Genomic DNA, 20,703 nt, shown 5'->3' on the forward strand with positions numbered 1-20,703 from the left:
CCACGATGCGGCCGTTTGTTTTTTGAGTTTGACGCGATGAAGCGGAGGCGATAGATGGAACAACCAATTCTTCTTTTCGGATGGTTCCGATGGGACATCCTGGTCGAATACAAGGACCTGTTCTGGCAAGGCGCCTGGATGACGCTGCGCATGACCGTGGTGTGCGTGCTGCTGGGTTCGAGCTGGGGCCTGTGCCTCGCGCTCGCGCGCCTGGCGCATCCGCGCCACGCCCCCTGGACCTGGATCGCGCGCTTCTTCCTGCGCTGGCCGGCCACGGTGTACGTGAGCTTCTTCCGCGGCACGCCGCTGTTCGTGCAGATCCTGCTGATCCACTTCGCGGTGATGCCGGTGTTCATCCACCCGACGACGGGCATCCTGATCGACGGCGAGCTCGCGCGCACGCTCAAGCAGGAGCACGGCGCGCTCATCTCCGGCGTGGTGGCGCTCACGCTCAATTCGGCGGCCTACATCTCCGAGGTGTTCCGCGCCGGCATCCAGTCGATCTCGCGCGGACAGTTCGATGCGGGCCGCTCGATCGGCTTCTCGCCCGCGCAGGTGATGCGCTACGTGGTGCTGCCGCAGGCCTTCCGTCGCATGCTGCCGCCGCTGGGCAACAACGCGATCGCGCTGCTGAAGGACACGTCGCTGGTCTCGGCCATCGGACTGGCCGAGCTGGCCTACGCGGCGCGCACCGTGGCCGGCGCCTATGCGCGCTACTGGGAGCCGTACCTCGCGATCTCGGTCATCTACTGGGTGATGACGCTGGTGCTGACCACGATGCTGCGCCGCCTCGAACACCGCCTCGCCCGCAGCGACAGGGGATGACGGCGGCGGGCGCGCCAAAATAGCGCCACATGCCACCCATATCCCCCGAAGAGACGCCCATCCCGCCCGCGCGGCCGCAGCCAGCGAAGCTCGCGGCCCTCGTGCCCCTCCAGCTCCCCGTGTTCCGCATGCTGTGGAGCACCTGGCTCGTCGCCAACATCTGCATGTGGATGAACGACGTGGCCGCCGCGTGGATGATGACCTCGCTGACCACCTCGCCGATCTGGGTGGCGCTGGTGCAGTCTGCCTCCACGCTGCCGGTGTTCCTGCTGGGCCTGCCCAGCGGCGCGCTGGCCGACATCCTCGACCGCCGGCGCTGGCTGGTGGCCACGCAGTTCTGGCTGGCCGGCACGGCCATCGTGCTGTGCGCCGCGCTGGCGCTCGACCTCATGACCGCGCCGCTGCTGCTGGCGCTGACCTTCGCCAACGGCATCGGCCTGGCGCTGCGCTGGCCGGTGTTCGCGGCCATCGTGCCCGAGCTGGTGCCGCGCCCGCAGCTGCCGGCCGCGCTGGGCCTGAACGGCATCGCGATGAACGCCTCGCGCATCGTCGGCCCGCTTACGGCCGGCATGCTGATCGCGAGCGCCGGCACCGTGTGGGTGTTCGCGCTCAACGCGGTGCTGTCGGTGGCCTCGGGCTTCGTGGTGCTGCGCTGGCGGCGCGAGCACACGCCCAACCCGCTGGGCCGCGAGAAGCTCATCAGCGCGATGCGCGTGGGCGTGCAGTTCGTGCGGCAGTCGCAGCGCATGCGCGCGGTGCTCACGCGCATCTCGATCTTCTTCTTCCACTCGACCGCGCTGCTGGCGCTGCTGCCGCTGCTGGCGCGCAACCTCGAGGGCGGCGGCGCCGGCACCTTCACGCTGCTGCTGGCGGCCATGGGATCGGGCGCGATCGTCGCTGTGCTGTTCCTGCCGCGGCTGCGCCAGGCGATGGGTCGCGACCAGCTGGTGCTGCGCGGCACGCTGCTGCAGTCGGGCGCCACCGCCGTCATGGCCTTCGCGCCGAATGCATGGGTCGCGGTGCCGGCAATGTTCTTCGGCGGCATGGCGTGGATCACGGTGGCCAACTCGCTGTCGGTGTCGGCCCAGCTCGCGCTGCCCGACTGGGTGCGCGCGCGCGGCATGTCGATGTACCAGATGGCCATCATGGGCGCGAGCGCGATCGGCGCGGCGCTCTGGGGCCAGGTAGCCACGGTCACCACGCTGGTCGCCAGCCTGTGCGTGGCGGCCGTCAGCGGCACGCTGCTGATGCTCGCCGCGCTGCGCTGGGTGACCGACGTGAGCGGCGAGGACGACACCAGCCCCGCCCAGGCCGGCTGGGCTGCCGGCCCGCCCGCCGAGGCGCCACAGGAAGACGGCCGCGTGGTCATCACAGTGGAATTCATGATCGACCCGGCCCGCGCCCCCGCCTTCCACCTCGTGATGCAGCAGACCCGCCGCGCGCGCCTGAGCCAGGGCGCCATCGGCTGGGAGCTGCTGCACGACATCGCGCAGCCGGAACGCTACGTGGAGCAGATCGTCGACGAATCGTGGACCGACCACCTGCGCCGCTTCAACCGCGCCACCGCCGCCGACATGGCGCTGCGCGAGCGCCGGCTGGCGTTCCACCTGGGCGAGTCGCCGCCGGTGGTGACGCGCTACGTGGTGCGGCGCTGAGCCGGGCGGAGCCGGGCTGCCGCCCGCGCCGCCGTCAGTGGAAGAACGCCATCCGTGTCAGGAAGGTGTGGCCGGCCTCCGCCGCCATCAACCACACCAGGACCAGCAGGCACAGGGGCGGCACCAGGATGGCATAGACCAGCGACAGCCGCTCCCAGGCCATGTGCATGAAGACCGAAACGATCAGCCCCGCCTTCAGCAGCATGAAGACAATGATCAGGGTCCAGCGCAGGTACCCGTGGAAATGGAAGTAGTCGACCAGGTACGACATCGTGCTGAGCACGAACAGCAGCCCCCAGATCTTGAGATAGAGGCCGATCGGATGTTGTTGGCCGGTGTCGGGGTTCATGATCGTCCTCACCAGAGATAGAACAGCGCGAAGATGAAGACCCACACGAGGTCCACGAAGTGCCAGTACAGGCCGGCGATCTCGACGATCTGGTAGTTGCCCTTCTTGTCGTAGTCGCCGCGGATCAGCTTGAAGGCCACGGTGAACAGGAAGACCACGCCGGCCGACACGTGCAGCCCGTGAAAGCCCGTGATCATGAAGAAGGCCGAGCCGAACTGCGCCGCGCCCATCGGGTTGCCCCAGGGCCGCACGCCTTCATGCAGGATCAGCTTGGACCACTCGAAGGCCTGCATGCCGACGAAGAGTTCGCCGAAGGTCGCGGTCACGATCATCAGCGTGGCGGCGTTCACGCGGTCGCGGCGGTAGGCGAAATTGACGGCCATCGCCATCGTGCCGCTGCTGCTGATGAGCACGAAGGTCATGATCGCGATCAGCAGCAACGGGATGTCGGCGCCCGCCACGTGGAGCGCGAACACCTCGCTCGGGTTGGGCCACGGCACGGTGGTCGAGACGCGCACCGTCATGTAGCCGGTCAGGAAGCAACTGAAGACGAAGGTGTCGCTGAGCAGGAAGATCCACATCATCGCCTTGCCCCACGAGACGTGGAACGCCTGGCGATCGGAAGACCAGTCGGCAATCAGCCCGCGCCAGCCGCTTGCGGCAAGGGTCGGATTCAACGGCGTTGCGGCGACGGTTGCGGTGTTGTTCATGGATGCCTCCTCAGGATGTGCCGCAGACGAAGCGCGCCACCTCCGGCGTCACCCACCCGAGCAGCGCGAACAGCACCAGCCACACCGCCAGCATGAAGTGCCAGTAGCGCGCGCACAGCGCGATGCGCCATGCGGCCCTGGCGGGATCGGGCCATGCGGCGTGCGCCGTCCAGGCCCACCCGACCAGCCCACCCGCCAGGTGGAGTCCGTGCATCGCGGTCAACAAATAGAAGAAGCTGCCCGCCGGATTGCCGGCCGGCATCACCTGAGCGCTCAGCAGCGCCTGCCAGGCCCACAGCTGCACGCTCAGGAAGCCCGCCGCGCAGAGGCCGCCCGCCAGCAGCAGGCGACGCGTCCGCATCGCGTCGGAGCCGCGCGATGCACCACCGGCCCCTTGCAGCGCCACGCTGCCCGCCACCAGCAGCGCCGAGCTGAGCCAGAGCTGCCACGGCAGCGCGATCGTCATCGAGTCGTCGCCGCTCATGCGCATCACGTAGGCCACGATGAAGAGCGAGAACAGCGCGGTGGCCACGCCCATGAAGACCCACAGGCCGATGCTGGCCGCGCTCGCGCGCGCATCGCGGGGCCGGCCGCGGTCGCTCCAGGCAGCAACCGCGGCCATCAAGAGACCTCCGTGCTGCGCACTGCGGTGCGAGCTTGCTTGGGAACGGCCCGGCGCTGCGCTCATGCCGGCGCTCCCCGCACCTCGCTCTGGCCTTCCGGCTCGGGCTCCCCGGCCCCGGCTTGCGGCGGCGCGTTCTGCGCGATGAAATCTTCCGCCGCGCCCGGCTCTCCATAGGCATAGGCCCACCGGTAGACCACCGGCAGCCGCGGCCCCCAGTTGCCGTAGCCCGGCGGCGTCGTCGGCGTCTGCCATTCGAGCGAGGCGGCGCGCCATGGGTTGGCGTCGGCCGGTCGGCCGCGCCAGGCGCTCCAGGCCAGGTTGACGATGAACAGCAGCTGGGCCAGGGCGATGATCATCGCGATCACGGTGATGACTTCATTCAGGCTGAACGCCGACGGCGGAATGAACTTGTAGCCATCGAAGTTGTAGTAGCGCCGCGGCATGCCCAGCACGCCGAGGTAGTGCATCGGGAAAAAGACCGCGTAGGTACCGAGGAAGGTGATCCAGAAATGCAGCCGGCCGAGCCGGTCGTCGAGCATGCGGCCCGTGACCTTGGGAAACCAGTGGTAGATGCCGCCGAACACCACCAGCAGCGGCGCCACGCCCATCACCATGTGGAAGTGCGCCACCACGAAATAGGTGCCCGAGAGCGGGATGTCCACGCTCACGTTGCCGAGGAACAGCCCGGTCAGCCCGCCGATGAGGAAGGTGCAGAGGAAGGCCAGCGCGAACAGCATCGGCACCGTCAGGTGGATGTCGCCGCGCCACAGCGTCAGGATCCAGTTGTAGACCTTGATCGCGGTGGGCACCGCGATGATCAGCGTGGTGGTCGCGAAGAAGAAGCCGAAGTACGGGTTCATGCCGCTCACGAACATGTGGTGCGCCCAGACCACCACGCTGAGCGCGCCGATGGCCACGATGGCCCACACCATCATGCGGTAGCCGAAGATGCACTTGCGCGCGTGCACGCTGATCAGGTCGGAGACGATGCCGAAGGCCGGCAGCGCCACGATGTAGACCTCTGGGTGGCCGAAGAACCAGAACAGGTGCTGGAACAGCAGCGGGCTGCCGCCCTTGTAGCCCGTCACCTGGCCCATCGACACCAGCGCCGGCATGAAGAAGCTGGTGCCCAGCGTCCGGTCGAGCAGCAGCATCACGCCGCTGACGAACAATGCCGGAAAGCCGAGCAGCGCAAGGATGGTGGCGACGAAGATGCCCCACACCGTGAGCGGCATGCGCAGCAGCGTCATGCCTTCGCAGCGCGCCTGCAGCACGGTGGTCACGTAGTTGAGGCCGCCCATCGTGGTCGCCACGATGAAGATGAGCAGCGACACCAGCATCAGCACGATGCCGCCCGCATGGCCCGGCGTGCCGGGCAGGATCGACTGCGGCGGATACAGCGTCCAGCCCGCGCCGGTAGGTCCGCCCGGGACGAAGAAGCTCGCCATCAGGACCACCACCGACAGCAGGTAGACCCAGAAGCTCAACATGTTGAGGTAGGGAAAGACCATGTCCCGCGCCCCCACCATCAGCGGGATCAGGTAGTTGCCAAAGCCGCCGAGGAACAGCGCCGTGAGCAGGTAGATCACCATGATCATCCCGTGCATGGTCACGAACTGGTAGTAGCGCTCGGCGTTGATGAAGTCGAACTGGCCCGGAAAGCCCAGCTGCAGCCGCATCAGGTTGGACAGCACCACGCCCACCACGCCCACCGCGATGGCGGTGCAGGCGTACTGGACAGCGATCACCTTGTGGTCCTGGCTCCAGACGTAGCGGGTCAGGAAACTCTGCGGCGCGGGGTGCCCGGCGTCGTCGGCGTGGGACATGGCCTGCCCCGTGGGCGAGGAAGAGTTCATCGCGCAGCCTTCTGTTCGGCGGCAGCCTGCGCCGGCGGGCTGCCCAGACTCTGGATGTAGGCCACCAGCGCGGCCAGTTCTTCATCGGTCATTTCGATCTTGGGCATGACCGGCGGGAAGCCCTTCACATGGCGGGCCTGCGGATCGCGGATGAAGCTGCGCAGATAGGCTTCGTCGACCAGCGCGGTGGAGCCGTCCGCCATGGTCTCGGTCTTGCCGTGCAGGCCCTTCCAGGTCGGCCCCACGCGCGGGCTGCCGTCGACCGTGTGGCAGGCCACGCAGCCCTTGGCGTCCGCCAGCGCGCGCCCCTGCTCGACGCGTGCGCCGCCGCCGGCCGGGCCGCCCGGGGCGGCCGGCGCCTCGGGCGCCTTGGCCTGCGACTTGGCGAAGCTCGGCAGCGCCGCGTACCAGGCCTGGTAGCTCGCCGGGTCCTCCACCACCACGTAGCCGCGCATGTTGGGATGGCCCACGCCGCACAGCTGCGCGCAGAGCGCCTCGTAGCGGCCTGCGACGGTCGACGTGAACCAGAAGCGGCTGACCTGCCCCGGCACCATGTTCATCCGGGCGCGGAACGGCGGCACGAAGAAGTCGTGCAGCACATCGTTCGAGCGCATCAGCACCAGCACCGGCTTGCCGAGCGGCAGGTGCACCTCGTCGCCGGGGATCAGGAGGTCGTCCTGCCCGGCAGGGTCGCCCGGGTCGATCCCGAACGGATTGGTGGCGCTGACGAAGCGCGCATCGGTCGCGCCCAGCTTGCCGTCCGGCCCCGGGAAGCGGAAGCGCCATTGCCACTGCTGGCCCAGCACCTCCAGCACGAGCGCGTCGCGGGGCTCCCTGACGTAGTTCGCGTACACCACGAGGCCGGGCGCCAGCAGCGCCATGATGCCGACGGTGGTGCCGCCGATCAGCCAGCGCTCGAGTTTCCTGTTCTCGGGCTCATGCGCCGCACGGTGCCCCTCGCGATGGCGAAAGCGCACCAGCATGTAGGCGACGAACAGGTTGATGACGACGAAGAAGATCCCCGTGATCACCAGCGTGATGGTCAGGGTGTCGTCCATCGGCTGCCAGTTCGAAGCCAGGGGCGTCGTCCACCATGGATTGAAGACGTGGAACAGCACCGAGCCGAGCACGATGAGCAACAGGGCGACGGCCATGATCATGTGCGGTCCCTCGGCTCGGCATCATGGGTTCAGGGCTCATTCGCGCTTCAGAGAAACGCCGGGATTCGCGGCTCTTCGCCCTCGAACCGGGCCTCGGGATGCGCAGACTGCAGCAGCGCCTCGATGTCCCGCACGCGCGAACGCGGCAAGTCCACCATCAGCAGGATCTGGCCCTGCGCGATGGCGCCCTCGAAACGCTGCAGCCTGGGACTCGGAATGGAAATGCCGATCATGCTGGCCGACCAGGTCCCGACCACGCCACCCACGACGGCCACCAGCACGGCCACTTCCCATTCGGGGTCGTCGCCGAAGATCGGAAACATCAGGGCGGCCAAGAGGCCGACGACGATGCCGCAGGCACTGCCGACCGCCCATCCGGTCTTGGCAGCGTGGACCACGTCCGAGGTTTGCCATACGTTGGCCGCATGGAGCCCGGCCATGTCCATGCCTTCCGGTCCGGCGAAATGAATGCGCGCAACGTCGACGCGCGCCCGCACCAGATCGTCCATCGCCCGCCTGGCGCTCGCCAGGTCCGGCATCAGCCAGTAGATGCGTCTCTTCATAGCGTCCCCTTTCCGCCTTGCGACAAGCCGAGGAAACATGAACGACTTATATGCCCAAGGAGAGCCGCCATCAAGGGGTGCTGCATTCGGCGGCCGCGGCGTGGGTAACCCGCGATCCAACTTTTTTTGACCGATTGGATAATTTAGATCATCATCCGCGCTCCACTGCCCGTCACCACGAGGTACGCCACGATGAACCCGGTCCCCTTGCGCAGCCGTTTCTGGTCCGACCTGACCAGCGAAGAGTTCTCCCGCCTCGACCGTGAACGGCTCATTGCCGTGCTGCCCGTGGGCGCGACCGAGCAGCACGGCCCGCACCTGCCGATGTCGACCGACACCGCCACCATCGACGGCATGGTCCGCGCCACGCTGCCGCACCTGCCCGACGACCTGCCGGTGCTGTTTTTGCCCACCGTGCCCTACGGCAAGAGCAACGAGCATTCGCGCTACCCGGGCACGCTCACGGTGTCCGCCAACACGCTGATCTCGCTGTGGAAGGACATCGGCGCCTGCGTCGCGAAGGCCGGCGTGCGCAAGCTGGTGCTCTACAACAGCCACGGCGGCCAGATGAGCGTGATGGACATCGTGGCGCGCGACCTGCGCGAGGAACACGACATGATGGTCGTGGCCGCCAACTGGTACACGCTGGGCCTGCCCGAGGGCCTGTTCACCGCGCACGAGGGCCGGCACGGCATCCACGCCGGCGACCTCGAAAGCTCGGTCATGCTGCACCTCGCGCCCGACCATGTGCGCAAGGACCGGTTCCAGAACTTCAGCTCGATGACGGAGCAACTGGCCGCCGAGAACAAGTTCCTCTCGATCACCCCCAGCGGCAAGCTCGGCTGGCAGATGCACGACATCAACCCCGCGGGCGCCGCCGGCGACGCCACGCGTGCCACGGCCGAAAAGGGCGCGGCGGTGCTCGACCACGTGGGCCGCCGCTTCGTCGAGCTGCTGCAGGAGGTCGACCGCTTTCCGCTCTCGCGCCTCGCCAACGAACCGGCCTGGAAATGATGTCCATCCCCACCCCGCCGCCACTGGTCACCCTGCGCAACGTCAGCAAGCGTTTTGCGAACGGCACGCTCGCGCTGCAGGGCATGTCGCTCGACATCGGCGAGCACGACTTCATCAGCTTCCTCGGCCCCTCGGGCTGCGGCAAGAGCACCGCGCTGCGCCTCATCGCGGGGCTCACGCGGCTCAGCTCGGGCGACATGCACTGGTCGGGCGCCAACACCGGCAAGACGCAAAGCGACCGCGACCTGGGCTTCGTGTTCCAGGAGCCCACGCTCATGCCGTGGGCCAAGGTGTTCGACAACGTGTGGCTGCCGCTCAAGCTCGCCGGCATGAGCCGCGACGCGGCGGCGCCGGTGGTGCAGCAGGCGCTGGAGATGGTCGGCCTCTCGCGCTTTGCCGACGTGTATCCGCGCGAGCTGTCGGGCGGCATGAAGATGCGCGTGTCGATCGCGCGTGCGCTGGTCACGCACCCGCGCCTGCTGCTGATGGACGAGCCCTTTGCCGCGCTCGACGAGATGACGCGCATCAAGCTCAACAACGACCTGCTCGCCATCTGGCGCGAGCACCGCTTCTCGGTGGTGTTCGTCACGCACAGCGTGTACGAGTCGGTGTACCTGTCGAACCGCATCGTCGTGATGGCGGCTCGACCGGGGCGCGTGATCGACGAGATACGCATCGACGAGCCCTACCCGCGCGGCGAAGAGTTCCGCACATCGAGCCGCTACAACGCGCATTGCACGGCGGTGTCCCAATCCCTGCATGGAGCGCTGCATGGCCTCGACATCGATCACTGAAACCGCCTCTTTGCGTGACGTGGTTTGTTCAGGGCACGATCACGCCGACGGGGTACCTTGCTCCGCGAATGTCCCCCGGCCGGCGGCCTCCTCCTTTATTTCGCTGCGCAAGGCACCCCGCCGGCGTGATCGATCAGCAGAGCGGTTGAACTGCCGGCATGAGCAGAGCGCCCACCGTGCACAGGGCACCGGGTGCTCCCCGCAGCGAAATAAAGGAGGAGGCGAAGCCGGGGGACATTCGCGGAGGGGAGTACCCGGTGGCCTGTGCACGCGCCCCGAACACACCTCCGCAAAGCACAACGAACGGTAAGAGAGCAGAGATGACCACGCTGATCGCCAACGCCGACCCCGCAGCAGACGACGCCCCCTCCGAGGCCACGCTGCGCGCCCACGAAGACAAGCTGCGCCGCCGCGAGTCGATGCTGCGCATCGTGGTGCCCGTCGTCATCATCGCGGCGCTCCTGCTGCTCTGGGAATGGACCGTGCGCTCCAACAACATCCCGCACTACATCCTCCCCGCACCCTCGCTCATTCTTCGCACACTGTTCGACAACTGGGATTCGCTCTCCAGCGCCCTGTGGTTCACGGTCAAGCTCACGCTGCTCGCGCTCGGCGCGGCCATCGTCGGTGGCGTGCTTCTGGCGATCGCGTTCGCGCTCTTCAAGTGGGTGGAAATAGGCCTCTTCCCGATCGCCGTGATCCTGCAGGTGACGCCGATCATCGCGATCGCGCCGCTCATCCTGATCTACGTGTCGAACACCACTGCGGCGCTGCTGCTGTGCGCGTGGATCGTGGCCTTCTTTCCGATCTTGTCGAACACCGTCATCGGCCTGAAAAGCGCCGACAGCAATCTTCGCGACCTGTTCCAGCTCTACAAGGCCTCGCCGTGGCAGACCTTCCGCTACCTGCTCGCGCCCAGCGCGCTGCCGTACTTCATGGCGGGCCTGAAGATCGCGGGCGGGCTGAGCCTGATCGGTGCGGTGGTGGCCGAGTTCACGGCCGGCACGGCGGGCAAGGAAACGGGGCTGGCTTCGCGCATCCTCGAGTCGAGCTTCCGCACCGAGATCCCGATGATGTTCGCGGCGCTGCTGCTGGTGTCGCTGCTGGGCATCGTGATCTTCATCGTGTTCGCCGCCTTGTCACGCCTCGTGCTCGGCCACTGGCACGAAAGCGAGATGCGCCGTGAACGCTAGAGCGATGCACGCCGTCATCGACTGGAAAGCCGTGCGCAATGACCTGCGCGGCCTCAACCTGATCACCGCGCCGGCCCAGCGCAAACAGCTGTCGAAAGACTTCTACTGGTACAGCCCCATCCTCACCGCGCAGCTCGCGGGCTGCGTGGCCGACCTCGTCGTCAAGGTCAGCACCGAGGACGACGTGCGGCAGGCGGCTGCGGTTGCGGCCAAGTGGAAGCTGCCGCTCACCGTGCGCGCCGGCGGCACCGGCAACTACGGCCAGTGCGTACCGCTCGAGGGCGGCATCGTGCTCGACGTGACGCAGATGTGCCGCGTGCTCGACATCCAGGACGGCCGCATCCGCGTCGAAGCCGGCGCGCGCATGCACGACATCGACCTCGCTGCGCGCGAGACCGGCCAGGCGCTGCGCATGTGGCCCTCGACCTGGCACGTGGCCAGCATCGGCGGCTTCATCGCGGGCGGCTTCGGCGGCATCGGCTCGTTCCGCCACGGCATCCTGCGCGACCCCGGCAACTTGCTGCGCGCGCGCGTGATGACGGTGGAGCGCGAGCCGCGCGTCATCGAGCTGCATGGCGACGAGATCCAGCAAGTGCACCACGCCTATGGAACCAACGGCGTGATCCTCGACGTCGAGGTCGCGCTGAGCCCGGCCGTCGAATGGGTGCACTGCACGGTGCTGTTCGAAACGTACCGCGGCGCGCTCGACTTCGGGATCGCGGCACAGGCGCCCTCGCTCGACATCTTCCTGCTGTCCACGGTCGAGGCGCGCTTCTCGCCCTACTACACGGCGATGCGCGACCGCTTTCCGCGCGACCGGCATGCGGTGTTCGCCATGGTCTCGCCCGAGTCGATGGCGGACTTCCGCGCCCTCGCCGAGGCACAGGGCGGCACGATCTCCGTCGCCGGCACCGAGGCCGAGCTGCTCGCCCACGGCCTGCCCCCGGCCTACGAGTGCGCGTTCAACCACACGACGCTGCAGGCACTGAAGGCCGACCGCAGCTGGACCTACCTGCAGGTTGCCTACGCCCAGCCCTTCGATCCATCGGTTGTCGAGCGGCATCTGCAAATCTTCGGCGACGACGTGCTGCAGCACCAGGACTTCGCACGCGCCAACGGCGAGTGCGGCACCTTCGGCATCCTGCTGGTGCGCTGGAAGGGCGAGGCCCACCAGTACGAGCTGATCCGCGAGATCGAGTCGCAGGGCGGCTGCAAGATCTTCAATCCGCACGTCGTCACCATCGAGGACGGCGGCATGAAGACCATCGACACGCAGCAGATCGAGTTCAAGAAGCGCAGCGATCCGATGGGGTTGATGAACCCCGGCAAGACGCGCGGATGGACGCCGGACATGGCTGTCGAGCGCTGAGATGGAACTTCGGGGTCTTGTTCTTTGTGTTGTGCGTGACGTGTGCCGCCATTCGGGGCGCGCTCACGCCGACACGGTGACCTTTTTCGCGAATGTCCCCCGGCCTTCGGCCTCCTCCTTTATTTCGCGAAAAAGGCCCCCGCATCGGCGTGAACGTTCAGAGCACTTGTTGATCGAGCGAAACAACGGCAGCGCCCATCGTGCACAGGGCGTCGGGTGCTCCCCGCAGCGAAATAAAGGAGGAGGCCGAAGGCCGGGGGACATTCGCGGAGGGGAGTACCCGGCGGCCTGTGCACGCACCCCGAACAAAGGCGCCAAGACAAGACAAGAACAAAACCCCTTGCGCAACAAACAACTGACATGAGAATCCCAAGTCGCATTCAACCCCAGGAGTCCACTGCCATGCGCGTCCCCGCCCTGACCATTCGTCCGCTCGCTCTCGCCCTGGCCCTCTCGGCCGCAGCCTTCGCCGCGCAGGCGCAGGAAAAAGTGGTATTCGCCACCAACTGGAAGGCGCAGGCCGGCCACGGCGGCTTCTACCAGGCGCTGGTGGATGGCACCTACAAGAAGTACGGCCTCGACGTCGACATCCAGCAGGGCGGACCGATGGTCAACAACCGGCCAATGCTGCCGGCCGGCAAGGTCGACTTCCTGATGACCGGCAACCTGCTGCAGTCCTTCGACAACGTGAAGAACGGCGTGCCCACCGTGGTCGTCGCGGCCTTCTTCCAGAAAGACCCGCAGGCCATGTTCGCGCACCCGGGCCAGGGCTTCGACACCTTCAAGGACATGGCCAAGGCGCCCGTGGCCTTCATCGGCAAGGACGGCCAATTCAGCTTCTGGCAGTGGATGAAGTCGGAGCACGGCTTCAAGGACTCGCAGCTCAAGCCCTACACCTTCAACGTCGGCCCGTTCCTGGCCGACAAGAAATCGATCCAGCAGGGCTACGCGATTTCGGAGCCGCTGTCGATCAAAGCGCAAGCCGGCTTCGACCCGGTGGTGCAGCTGCTGGCCGACAACGGCTTCTCGACCTACTCGACCACCATCGAGACGCGCGCCGACCTGATCAAGACCAAGCCCGAGACGGTGCGCAAGTTCGTCGAGGCCTCGATCATCGGCTGGAACAACTACCTCTACGGCGACAACAAGGCGGCCAACGAGATGATCGCCAAGATCAACCCCGATTCGCCCGTGGCCGCATCGCAGGGCTCCATCGAGCTGATGAAGAAGATGGGCATCGTCGACAGCGGCGAATCGCTCGCCAAGGGCATCGGCGCGATGGACGAGGCGCGCGTGAAGGACTTCTACGACAAGATGGTCAAGGCCGGCCTGTACAAGCCGGGCGAGGTCGACCTGTCGAAGGTCGTCACCACACAGTTCGTGAACAAGGGCGTCGGTGTCGACGTCCGCAAGAAGCTGACAGGCAAGTAGGCAGTTTCGTTTTTTCTCGAGGGTCGCGCGGGGCTTGCGCCGGGGTCAGATGCCGGCGCCTGGGTTGCCATAAGGCACTGCGCGGCCTTTTATCCCCTGGGCTCTGACCCCGTCTCGCCAGCGACAAAAACCGCTGAGCGAACCGGCCCTCAACCATGAAAACGCTAGTCATCCACTGCCATCCGAACCCTGACAGCTTCAACCACGCGCTCTACCGCACCGCGCTCGAGGCGCTCCAGCCGCGGCACCCCGTCAAGGCCATCGACCTGTACGCCGAGGGCTTCGACCCGACGCTGACCCGCGAAGAGCGCATCGCCTACCTCGACAACCCCGACCTGATCCGCGAACGCGTGAAACCCCACGTCGAGGCGCTGCTGTGGGCCGAGCACCTGGTGTTCGTGTTTCCGACCTGGTTCCACGGACCGCCGTCGATGCTCAAGGGCTGGCTCGAACGGGTGTGGCTGCCGGGCGTGGCCTTCCTGCCGGCGCAGCGCAAGGGGCAGATCGCGAAGTCGGGGCTGCGGCACATCCAGCGGCTCACGGTGGTGACCACCGGCGGCTCGCCGCGCTGGTTCGTGATGGTGATCGGCGACCCGGGCCGGCGGCTGTTCACGCGTGCATTGCGCGCGCTGTTCGCATGGCGTTGCAAGGTGACGTGGCTGCAGCTGCACGACATGAACGCCGTGACTGCAAGCGACCGCAGCCACTTCATCGAGCGCGTGTCGCGCAAGCTGGGCAGCATCTAGAGAACGCAGAAAGCAGGGAGACACATCATCATGAGCCTCGAACGCACGCTCACCGTCCGCGTCGAACGCATCTCGCGGCAGACGCCTGAAATACTGGCCTTCGAACTGACCCATCCGTGGGGCCGGCCGCTGCCGGCCTACGAGGCCGGCGCGCACATCGACGTGCACATGCCGGGCGGCTTCTCGCGCCAGTACTCGCTGGCACGCGGGCCATCGAACGCCGCCTCGTACGTGATCGGCGTGAAGCGCGAGGCCGCGAGCCGCGGCGGTTCGGCCTCGATGCATGAGCGTGTGCGTGAAGGCGACCTGCTCGCGATCAGCGCGCCGCGCAACACTTTTCCGCTGCGCGAGGAGGCCGCGCACCATCTGCTGATGGCCGGCGGCATCGGCATGACGCCGCTCCTGGCGATGGCGCAGGCGCTTGCCGCGCGCGGCGCCGGGTTCACGCTATGCGTGTTCGCGCGCAGCGAAGAGCATCTGGCGTTCGCCGAGGCGCTGCGCGCGCCCGCGCTGGCACCGCATCTGCGGCTGCATCTCGACCAGGGCGACGCCTCGCAGCGCATCGACCTGCGAGCGCTGCTGGCCCAACCCGCACCTGGCACGCACCTGTACGTGTGCGGCCCCGGCGGCTTCATGCAGGCGGTGCGCGACGCGGCCGCGCACTGGCCCGAGGACGCGCTGCACGCCGAATATTTCGCCGCACCCACCGATGCCAGCACCCCAACCGGCCTGCCCTTCACGCTGAAGCTCGCACGGCGCGGCATCAGCGTGCCCGTTGCCGCAGATCAGACTGCCGTCGACGCGCTGCACGAAGTCGGCATCGACATCCCCGTGTCGTGCCAGCAGGGCCTGTGCGGCACCTGCGTGGTCGAGGGCGACGGCGAAGGTGCGGAGCATCGCGACTTCTGCCTCACGGGCAGCGAGCGCCGCCACAAGGTCGCCCTGTGCTGCTCGCGCGCCAAGGGGCAGGAACTGGAACTCCAGCTGTGAGCGCGCGCCCTCCCGTCAACGAAGAAAGCGACGGCGAGGCGCCCGCCACGCGCGGCCGTTCGCGCAAGTACACGCAGGTGCTCGGCCTCATCAACCAGGCCGCCATCGAGGTGTTCGCCAGCGAGGGGCTGGCCGGCGCATCGACGCAGGCCATTGCCGACAAGGCCGGGCTCTCGAAAGCGCAGTTGCACTACTACATCGAGAGCAAGGAAGCGCTGTATCGCCAGGTGCTGCAGGACATCCTCACCGACTGGATCGTGGTGTTCGGCTTCAGCGACGAGGCCTTCGGCCCGCGCAAGGTGCTGGGCGACCTGATCGAGCGCAAGATGATGTTCTCGTTCGAGCATCCGCTGCGATCGCGCATCTTCACCGCCGAGATGTTGCGCGGCGCGCCGGTCATCGACGACATGATGGACACGAGCAAGCAGCGCACCGACCAGGCCGCCGCGGTGATCCAGAACTGGATGAACCAGGGCCTGATGGACAAGGCCGACCCGATGCTGGTGCTGTTCCACATCTGGGCCGTGACGCAGTTCTATGCCGACCACGCCACCCAGGCCGCGTACTTCCGCAACGTGGCCCAACAGGGCGATGACAAGGACCGGCGCTACCTGATCGAGCAGGTGACGGAGTTTTTGCTGAAGGGGGCGGGGGTCAGGTAGCGCGTTGCTGCGGCAGGTACATGGTCGCCTCGACCTCGACCAGCACCTCGTCCCCTGGCAGAAAACGCGACACCTCGACCACCGTGCTCACCGGTGGTTCGCCCGGATAGAACAGCCCGCGCACGCGGTTGTAGAACGCGTAGTGCGGCAGGTGTCGGAAGTACTGCACCAGCTTCACCACGTCTTCCATCGTGCCGCCGTGCTCGGCCGCGATCTGGCGGATGCGTTCGAGCACGAACCAGCTCTGCGCGACGATGGGCGCCTCGAACACATCGACCGACATCTGGCCCGTAGCGTAGCCCACGCCCTGCAGCGCGGTGCGTGCGGCCTCGGGAATCGCGTCGTAGCCCGCGACGGCGCGGCGCGTGGCCGGATCGACCGCGACCACGCCGCTCATGAAGACGAAATCGCCGACGCGCTTGGCGGCGGCGTAGTTGGCCATTGGCTTGCCCATGCTCATTGGGTTTTCTCCAGATTTTTCTCGAGGATCCGGCCGGCGCGGATGACGGTGCGTTGCCGTCCGCGCGGGCCGATGAGTTCGTGTTCGTCGGTGGCCGCCAACACCATCAGGTCCGCCGGGCAGCCCGGCGCGATGCGCCCGTTCCATGCGAGCCCCAGGGCTTTCGCGGGGCTCACGGTGACGGCGTCGAACCAGTCGGAGGCCGGCGCCAGGTGCGCCATCTGCACACCGAGGCCGAAGGTCTCCAGAAGGTCGTAGCTGCCGTAGGGATAGAAGGCGTCCTGCACGTTGTCGGTTGCCAGGCTCGCACGCAAGCCCCATGCCGCCGCCTCGCGGATGCGCGTGATGCCGCGCTGCACGGGCGTGCGGTCCCACGCGCCTTGCAGGTAGAGGTTGGTGGTGGGCAGCGCGATGAGGTGAATGCCCGCGCCGGCGCACAGCGCCAGCGTTTCGTTGGCAACGCCATCGCCCTGCACCGACAGCGAGCAGGCATGGCCGCAGGCCACGCCGTTCCTGAAATTGCGCGCACGCACCAGTTGCGCGATGCTGCGCAGGCCGCTGGCTTCGGCGTCGAGGCCTTCGTCGACATGGAAGTCGAGCCCCAGCCCGTGCTGCTGCGCGAGGTCGAACACGCGCCCCAGCTTGTGGACGATGCCTTCGTTGCGGTAGACGAACGCGCCGAGCACGCCACGCGCACGCTTCACCTCGCGTGCGATGCGCTCGCCCGCGGCGAGGTCGGCGAACAGGTCGAGCGGCGTGAGCGAAACGAACTGCAGCTCGACGCGGCCGCGCCATTCTTCGCGCAGTGCCTCGAACACGGGCAGGGCAGCGGGCGGCTCGGGCTGCACCCAGTCGAGGTGCGTGCGCAGCGCGCGCGTGCCCGATTGCCATGCGTCGTGCAGCGCGCGCTCCATGCGCAGGCGCAGCGACTCGCCGGTCCAGCTGTCGCGGTGCTTGTCCATGCGGTCGATGGCGGCGAACAGGTTGCCCTGCGCCGCACCCACGTCCTGCACGGTGTAGTTCTTGTCGATGTGCGCATGCGCCTCGACCAGTGCGCTCAGCAGCGTGCCGCGCGCGTGCTGCTGTTGAGCGCTGGCCACGACGGACCCGACTCTGTCGCCGGCCAGCGTGACGTCGAACAGCTGCGCATCGCCCGCCGCGAAACCTCGCAGCGGCACTGGAATGCGCAGCGCTTCGAGCTTCATGCGCGCTGCTGCAAGGCGCGCAACCAGCCGAGCCCGGCCGAGGTGCCACCCGGCTCCGAACCGCGGCGCGGCCGGTATTCGCAGCCGACCCAGCCCTGCCATCCGCACTGCGCCGACACCTCGTCGATCACGTCGAACAGGTACGGATAGTTCTGCTCGCCGATGTCGGGCTCGTGGCGCTCGGGCACGCCGGCGATCTGGATGTGGCCGACGCGGCCGGTGGGCAGGTACTTGCGGATCTTCATGGCCACGTCGCCTTCGACGATCTGGCAGTGGTACAGGTCCATCTGCACCTTGAGGTTCGGTGCGCCGACGGCCTCGACGATCTCGTGCGCTTGGTCCTGGCGGTTGAGGAAGAAGCCTGGAATGTCGCGCGTGTTGATCGGCTCGATCAGCACATCGCGGTTTGCCTTGGCAGCTTCGGCCGCGGCCCAGCGCAGGTTGTCCAGGTACACGGGCCGCAGCGCATCGCGTTCCAGGCCTTCGGGCACGAGGCCGGCCATGACGTGGATGCGCGGGCAGTCGAGTGCCACGGCGTAGTCGATGGCCCTGGCGATGCCTTCGCGGAACTCGGCGTCGCGTCCGGGCAGGCAGGCCAGGCCGCGTTCGCCGCCGTTCCAGTCGCCGGGCGGGCCGTTGAACAGCACCTGCTGCAGGCCGTTGTGCTTCAGCCTTGCGAGGATTTCGTCCTTCGAAAAGTCGTACGGGAAGAGGTACTCCACGGCCTTGAAGCCGTCTTTCGCGGCGGCGTCGAAGCGGTCGAGAAAGGCGAGCTCCGGATAGAGCATCGAGAGGTTGGCGGCGAATTGGGGCATGGGGTGTTTCTACTACCAGCGCGCCCCGAAGGTGCGGCGCAGTTCATCGATCTGTTCGGCGTTCAGCGGTGCAGGCCTTGCGGCGCTCGCAAGCATTTGAAGCCGGGCGGTCTCCTCTAGTTCCTCGAGCACGGCCATGGCAGCGGCCGGCGTGTCGTGCCAGACATTGGGACCCAGGCGCGTGAGCATCACGGCGCGGATCGGCGTGCCGGCAGCGCCGAGGCGCTCGATGGCCTGCGCCACCTGTTCGGCCGCTTCGGGCGCGCCGGGCCGATGGTACGGAATGACCGGCACGTGGCCGACCTTCATCACGAAGTACGGCGTGAGCGCGGGCAGCAGCTCGTCACCCGAATTGTTCAACGTGAGCGCCACGCAGTGCGTGCTGTGCGTGTGGATCACGCAGGCCGTGTTCGCATCGAACTTGCGTGCGGCTGCGTAGATTCGTGTGTGCAGCGCGATGGTCTTGCTGGCGCGGTCGCCGCTGGTCTGCTGGCCATTTGCATCGAGCCTTGCAAGCCGCGCCGGGTCGAGAAACCCGAGGCAGGCGTCGGTTGGCGTGATGAGGAAGCCATCGTCGTCCAGCCGCACGCTGATGTTGCCGGCCGTGGCGTGCACGTAGCCGCGTTCGAACAGGCTGCGGCCTACGCGGCAGATTTCTTCTCTTGCTTCGGGTTCTTTCATGTCAGGTTTCTTCGCTTGCGTTCTTGGGACTGTTGTTCGGGGCGCGTGCACAGGCCGCCGGGTACTCCCCTCCGCGAATGTCCCCCGGCCTGCGGCCTCCTCCTTTATTTCGCTGCGGGGAGCACCCGACGCCCCGTGCACGAGGGCACGCTCTGGGTGCACGGCTGATCAACGACTGCTCTGCCCAACGATCACGCTGGCGGGGTGCCTTGCGCAGCGAAATAAAGGAGGAGGCCGCAGGCCGGGGGACATTCGCGGAGCAAGGCACCCCGTCGGCGGGATCGCGCCCCGAAAAGCAGCGAAGTACGCAAACCCAGAGAGCGGATGTCATGCAAGCACTGTAAAGGCCTTGGTGAAGAAATCGTCACTGCCGAAGTTGCCGGACTTCAGTGCGATGTGCACACCCGTCTCGGGCGCGGCGTCGGAGCGCGCATGACACCACGGCACACCGGGGTCGATCTGCGGGCCGATCTGCATCTGCGCGATGCCGAGCGCCTGCACACAGGCACCGGAGGTTTCGCCGCCGGCCACCACCAGCTGATGCACGCCGCGTTCGACCAAGCCACGCGCGATGGCGGCGATGGTGCGTTCGACCATCGCGCCTGCTTCCTCGACACCGAGCCGCCCCTGCACCGACTTCACGGCGCCGGCCTCGGCAGTCGAGTAGACGAGCACGGGGCCTTTGTCGATCAGGGGTGCGGCCCAGGCCAGCGTTTCGGCCGCAACGTCCACGCCTGCCGCGATGCGCAGTGGGTCGATGGCCATCGCCTGGCCGCCGCGCTGGATGAAATCGAGCACCTGCCGGTTGGTCGCGAGCGAGCAGCTGCCCGAGACCACGGCCGTCTTGCCACCGGCCTTGGGCAACGCGCTGGCCTGCGACGACGGCGCGAGCCCGAAGTTGGCCGGCAGGCCGATGGCCACGCCCGAGCCCGCGGTGAGCAGCGGCATCTTCGCGAGCGCCGGGCCCATGCGCAGCAGGTCGTCGTTCGACACCGCGTCGACGATGGCGATGCCCACGCCCTCGGCCTTCAGCTGCGCGATGCGCTCGTCGATTGCGGACGCGCCGCGCGCCACCACCGCGTAGTCGATCAGCCCCACCTTGCGCTTGCACTGCGCCTGCAGCACGCGCACGAGGTTCGGGTCGGTCATCGGCGTGAGCGGATGGTTCTGCATGCCGCTCTCGTTGAGCAGCACGTCGCCCGCGAACAGGTAGCCCTTGAACACGGTGCGCTTGTTGTCGGGGAAGGCGGGCGTGGCGATGGTGAAGTCGCAGTTCAGCGCGTCCATCAGCGCCTCGGTCACGGGGCCGATGTTGCCCTGCGCGGTGCTGTCGAAGGTGGAGCAGTACTTGAAGTAGATCTGCCGCGCACCCTGCGCCTGCAGCCAGCGCAATGCGTCGAGCGACTGCGCGATGGCCTCGGCCGGGGCGATGGTGCGCGACTTGAGGGCGACGACCACCGCATCCACGTCGGCGTCGAGTGGGCCTTCGGGCACTCCGATGGCCTGCACCACGCGCATGCCCGCGCGCACGAGGTTGTTGGCGAGATCGGTGGCACCGGTGAAGTCGTCGGCGATGCAGCCGAGCACGAGTTTGGCCATG

General features: G+C 67.4%; 21 protein-coding genes. 10 read left to right on the top strand and 11 right to left on the bottom strand.

What is annotated here, in order from left to right; all coding sequences use genetic code 11:
- The first annotated feature begins 54 nt into the window (after positions 1–54).
- Entirely contained in the window at positions 55–825 is a 771-nt protein-coding gene (locus ACEOAB_RS28525) for an amino acid ABC transporter permease (RefSeq protein ID WP_056592999.1), read from the top strand.
- A 29-nt stretch (positions 826–854) separates the two neighbouring features.
- Positions 855–2,480, top strand: coding sequence for an MFS transporter (locus ACEOAB_RS28530; RefSeq protein ID WP_413749459.1), 1,626 nt, complete (start codon positions 855–857; stop codon positions 2,478–2,480).
- Positions 2,481–2,514: 34 nt separating this feature from the next.
- Here ACEOAB_RS28530 and ACEOAB_RS28535 read toward each other — a convergent pair whose 3' ends face one another.
- The 6 genes from ACEOAB_RS28535 to ACEOAB_RS28560 form a co-directional block, all read right to left on the bottom strand.
- Positions 2,515–2,829 carry a cytochrome C oxidase subunit IV family protein gene (locus tag ACEOAB_RS28535; RefSeq protein WP_056593004.1) on the bottom strand — a complete coding sequence of 105 codons (315 nt, stop codon included), beginning with the start codon at positions 2,827–2,829 and terminating at the stop codon, positions 2,515–2,517.
- Positions 2,830–2,837: 8 nt separating this feature from the next.
- On the bottom strand, positions 2,838–3,539 hold the full coding sequence (locus ACEOAB_RS28540; RefSeq protein WP_056593006.1) for a heme-copper oxidase subunit III family protein: 702 nt from the start codon (positions 3,537–3,539) through the stop codon (positions 2,838–2,840).
- 10 nt (positions 3,540–3,549) lie between these two features.
- Positions 3,550–4,161: a cytochrome c oxidase subunit 3 family protein gene (locus tag ACEOAB_RS28545; RefSeq protein ID WP_495653280.1), complete on the bottom strand. Its 612-nt coding sequence runs from the start codon at positions 4,159–4,161 to the stop codon at positions 3,550–3,552.
- Between the two features lie 62 nt (positions 4,162–4,223).
- Positions 4,224–5,990 (bottom strand): cytochrome c oxidase subunit I, encoded by a 1,767-nt coding sequence (ctaD, locus tag ACEOAB_RS28550; protein ID WP_413751268.1) that lies wholly within the window; start codon positions 5,988–5,990, stop codon positions 4,224–4,226.
- A gap of 26 nt (positions 5,991–6,016) precedes the next feature.
- On the bottom strand, positions 6,017–7,180 hold the full coding sequence (locus ACEOAB_RS28555) for a cytochrome c oxidase subunit II (protein ID WP_495653281.1): 1,164 nt from the start codon (positions 7,178–7,180) through the stop codon (positions 6,017–6,019).
- A gap of 47 nt (positions 7,181–7,227) precedes the next feature.
- Positions 7,228–7,743 (bottom strand): DUF1269 domain-containing protein, encoded by a 516-nt coding sequence (locus ACEOAB_RS28560; RefSeq protein WP_413749736.1) that lies wholly within the window; start codon positions 7,741–7,743, stop codon positions 7,228–7,230.
- Between the two features lie 192 nt (positions 7,744–7,935).
- Here ACEOAB_RS28560 and ACEOAB_RS28565 point away from each other — a divergent pair, with 192 nt between their 5' ends.
- The 8 genes from ACEOAB_RS28565 to ACEOAB_RS28600 all read left to right on the top strand — a co-directional run bounded on the left by ACEOAB_RS28565 (position 7,936) and on the right by ACEOAB_RS28600 (position 15,942).
- Positions 7,936–8,757: a creatininase family protein gene (locus ACEOAB_RS28565; RefSeq protein ID WP_413749737.1), complete on the top strand. Its 822-nt coding sequence runs from the start codon at positions 7,936–7,938 to the stop codon at positions 8,755–8,757.
- The gene (locus ACEOAB_RS28570) at positions 8,757–9,551 is read left to right on the top strand and encodes an ABC transporter ATP-binding protein (RefSeq protein WP_056594406.1); all 795 of its coding nucleotides are present in this window, start codon (positions 8,757–8,759) and stop codon (positions 9,549–9,551) included. The genes ACEOAB_RS28565 and ACEOAB_RS28570 overlap by 1 nt, the downstream gene beginning before the upstream one ends.
- Positions 9,552–9,871: 320 nt before the next feature.
- On the top strand, positions 9,872–10,744 hold the full coding sequence (locus ACEOAB_RS28575) for an ABC transporter permease (RefSeq protein ID WP_413749738.1): 873 nt from the start codon (positions 9,872–9,874) through the stop codon (positions 10,742–10,744).
- A gap of 4 nt (positions 10,745–10,748) precedes the next feature.
- Positions 10,749–12,113, top strand: a complete 1,365-nt coding sequence (locus ACEOAB_RS28580; protein ID WP_413749739.1) for an FAD-binding oxidoreductase — start codon at positions 10,749–10,751, stop codon at positions 12,111–12,113.
- 402 nt (positions 12,114–12,515) lie between these two features.
- Positions 12,516–13,544: an ABC transporter substrate-binding protein gene (locus ACEOAB_RS28585; protein WP_413749740.1), complete on the top strand. Its 1,029-nt coding sequence runs from the start codon at positions 12,516–12,518 to the stop codon at positions 13,542–13,544.
- Between the two features lie 155 nt (positions 13,545–13,699).
- Positions 13,700–14,290, top strand: a complete 591-nt coding sequence (locus ACEOAB_RS28590) for an NAD(P)H-dependent oxidoreductase (protein ID WP_056593030.1) — start codon at positions 13,700–13,702, stop codon at positions 14,288–14,290.
- Positions 14,291–14,320: 30 nt separating this feature from the next.
- Positions 14,321–15,280: a PDR/VanB family oxidoreductase gene (locus tag ACEOAB_RS28595; protein WP_413749741.1), complete on the top strand. Its 960-nt coding sequence runs from the start codon at positions 14,321–14,323 to the stop codon at positions 15,278–15,280.
- Positions 15,277–15,942, top strand: a complete 666-nt coding sequence (locus ACEOAB_RS28600) for a TetR family transcriptional regulator C-terminal domain-containing protein (RefSeq protein WP_413749742.1) — start codon at positions 15,277–15,279, stop codon at positions 15,940–15,942. The genes ACEOAB_RS28595 and ACEOAB_RS28600 overlap by 4 nt, the downstream gene beginning before the upstream one ends.
- On the opposite strand, the gene ACEOAB_RS28605 is transcribed toward ACEOAB_RS28600, so the two are convergent.
- The 5 genes from ACEOAB_RS28605 to otnK form a co-directional block, all read right to left on the bottom strand.
- A complete protein-coding gene (locus ACEOAB_RS28605) occupies positions 15,935–16,402 on the bottom strand; it encodes a RidA family protein (RefSeq protein ID WP_413749743.1) in 468 nt (155 codons plus the stop codon). The two genes, ACEOAB_RS28600 and ACEOAB_RS28605, sit on opposite strands and share 8 nt — an antisense overlap.
- Positions 16,399–17,607 carry an amidohydrolase family protein gene (locus ACEOAB_RS28610; protein WP_413749744.1) on the bottom strand — a complete coding sequence of 403 codons (1,209 nt, stop codon included), beginning with the start codon at positions 17,605–17,607 and terminating at the stop codon, positions 16,399–16,401. The genes ACEOAB_RS28605 and ACEOAB_RS28610 overlap by 4 nt, the downstream gene beginning before the upstream one ends.
- Positions 17,604–18,422: a 2-oxo-tetronate isomerase gene (gene otnI, locus ACEOAB_RS28615; protein WP_056593043.1), complete on the bottom strand. Its 819-nt coding sequence runs from the start codon at positions 18,420–18,422 to the stop codon at positions 17,604–17,606. The genes ACEOAB_RS28610 and otnI overlap by 4 nt, the downstream gene beginning before the upstream one ends.
- A gap of 12 nt (positions 18,423–18,434) precedes the next feature.
- Entirely contained in the window at positions 18,435–19,103 is a 669-nt protein-coding gene (locus tag ACEOAB_RS28620) for a class II aldolase/adducin family protein (protein ID WP_413749745.1), read from the bottom strand.
- Positions 19,104–19,430: 327 nt separating this feature from the next.
- Positions 19,431–20,702, bottom strand: a complete 1,272-nt coding sequence (gene otnK / locus ACEOAB_RS28625; protein ID WP_413749746.1) for a 3-oxo-tetronate kinase — start codon at positions 20,700–20,702, stop codon at positions 19,431–19,433.
- Position 20,703 lies beyond the last annotated feature (1 nt).

It is taken from the genome of Variovorax sp. Varisp53, from assembly GCF_059491555.1.

Excerpts from the sequence above, each read along its gene's own strand:
- ACEOAB_RS28525 (WP_056592999.1), top strand. The coding sequence starts at position 55 with ATGGAACAACCAATTCTTCTTTTCGGATGGTTCCGATGGGACATCCTG.
- ACEOAB_RS28530 (WP_413749459.1), top strand. The coding sequence starts at position 855 with ATGCCACCCATATCCCCCGAAGAGACGCCCATCCCGCCCGCGCGGCCG.
- ACEOAB_RS28535 (WP_056593004.1), bottom strand. The coding sequence starts at position 2,829 with ATGAACCCCGACACCGGCCAACAACATCCGATCGGCCTCTATCTCAAG.
- ACEOAB_RS28540 (WP_056593006.1), bottom strand. The coding sequence starts at position 3,539 with ATGAACAACACCGCAACCGTCGCCGCAACGCCGTTGAATCCGACCCTT.
- ACEOAB_RS28545 (WP_495653280.1), bottom strand. The coding sequence starts at position 4,161 with ATGGCCGCGGTTGCTGCCTGGAGCGACCGCGGCCGGCCCCGCGATGCG.
- ctaD (WP_413751268.1), bottom strand. The coding sequence starts at position 5,990 with ATGTCCCACGCCGACGACGCCGGGCACCCCGCGCCGCAGAGTTTCCTG.
- ACEOAB_RS28555 (WP_495653281.1), bottom strand. The coding sequence starts at position 7,180 with ATGATCATGGCCGTCGCCCTGTTGCTCATCGTGCTCGGCTCGGTGCTG.
- ACEOAB_RS28560 (WP_413749736.1), bottom strand. The coding sequence starts at position 7,743 with ATGAAGAGACGCATCTACTGGCTGATGCCGGACCTGGCGAGCGCCAGG.
- ACEOAB_RS28565 (WP_413749737.1), top strand. The coding sequence starts at position 7,936 with ATGAACCCGGTCCCCTTGCGCAGCCGTTTCTGGTCCGACCTGACCAGC.
- ACEOAB_RS28570 (WP_056594406.1), top strand. The coding sequence starts at position 8,757 with ATGTCCATCCCCACCCCGCCGCCACTGGTCACCCTGCGCAACGTCAGC.
- ACEOAB_RS28575 (WP_413749738.1), top strand. The coding sequence starts at position 9,872 with ATGACCACGCTGATCGCCAACGCCGACCCCGCAGCAGACGACGCCCCC.
- ACEOAB_RS28580 (WP_413749739.1), top strand. The coding sequence starts at position 10,749 with ATGCACGCCGTCATCGACTGGAAAGCCGTGCGCAATGACCTGCGCGGC.
- ACEOAB_RS28585 (WP_413749740.1), top strand. The coding sequence starts at position 12,516 with ATGCGCGTCCCCGCCCTGACCATTCGTCCGCTCGCTCTCGCCCTGGCC.
- ACEOAB_RS28590 (WP_056593030.1), top strand. The coding sequence starts at position 13,700 with ATGAAAACGCTAGTCATCCACTGCCATCCGAACCCTGACAGCTTCAAC.
- ACEOAB_RS28595 (WP_413749741.1), top strand. The coding sequence starts at position 14,321 with ATGAGCCTCGAACGCACGCTCACCGTCCGCGTCGAACGCATCTCGCGG.
- ACEOAB_RS28605 (WP_413749743.1), bottom strand. The coding sequence starts at position 16,402 with ATGAGCATGGGCAAGCCAATGGCCAACTACGCCGCCGCCAAGCGCGTC.
- ACEOAB_RS28610 (WP_413749744.1), bottom strand. The coding sequence starts at position 17,607 with ATGAAGCTCGAAGCGCTGCGCATTCCAGTGCCGCTGCGAGGTTTCGCG.
- otnI (WP_056593043.1), bottom strand. The coding sequence starts at position 18,422 with ATGCCCCAATTCGCCGCCAACCTCTCGATGCTCTATCCGGAGCTCGCC.
- ACEOAB_RS28620 (WP_413749745.1), bottom strand. The coding sequence starts at position 19,103 with ATGAAAGAACCCGAAGCAAGAGAAGAAATCTGCCGCGTAGGCCGCAGC.
- otnK (WP_413749746.1), bottom strand. The coding sequence starts at position 20,702 with ATGGCCAAACTCGTGCTCGGCTGCATCGCCGACGACTTCACCGGTGCC.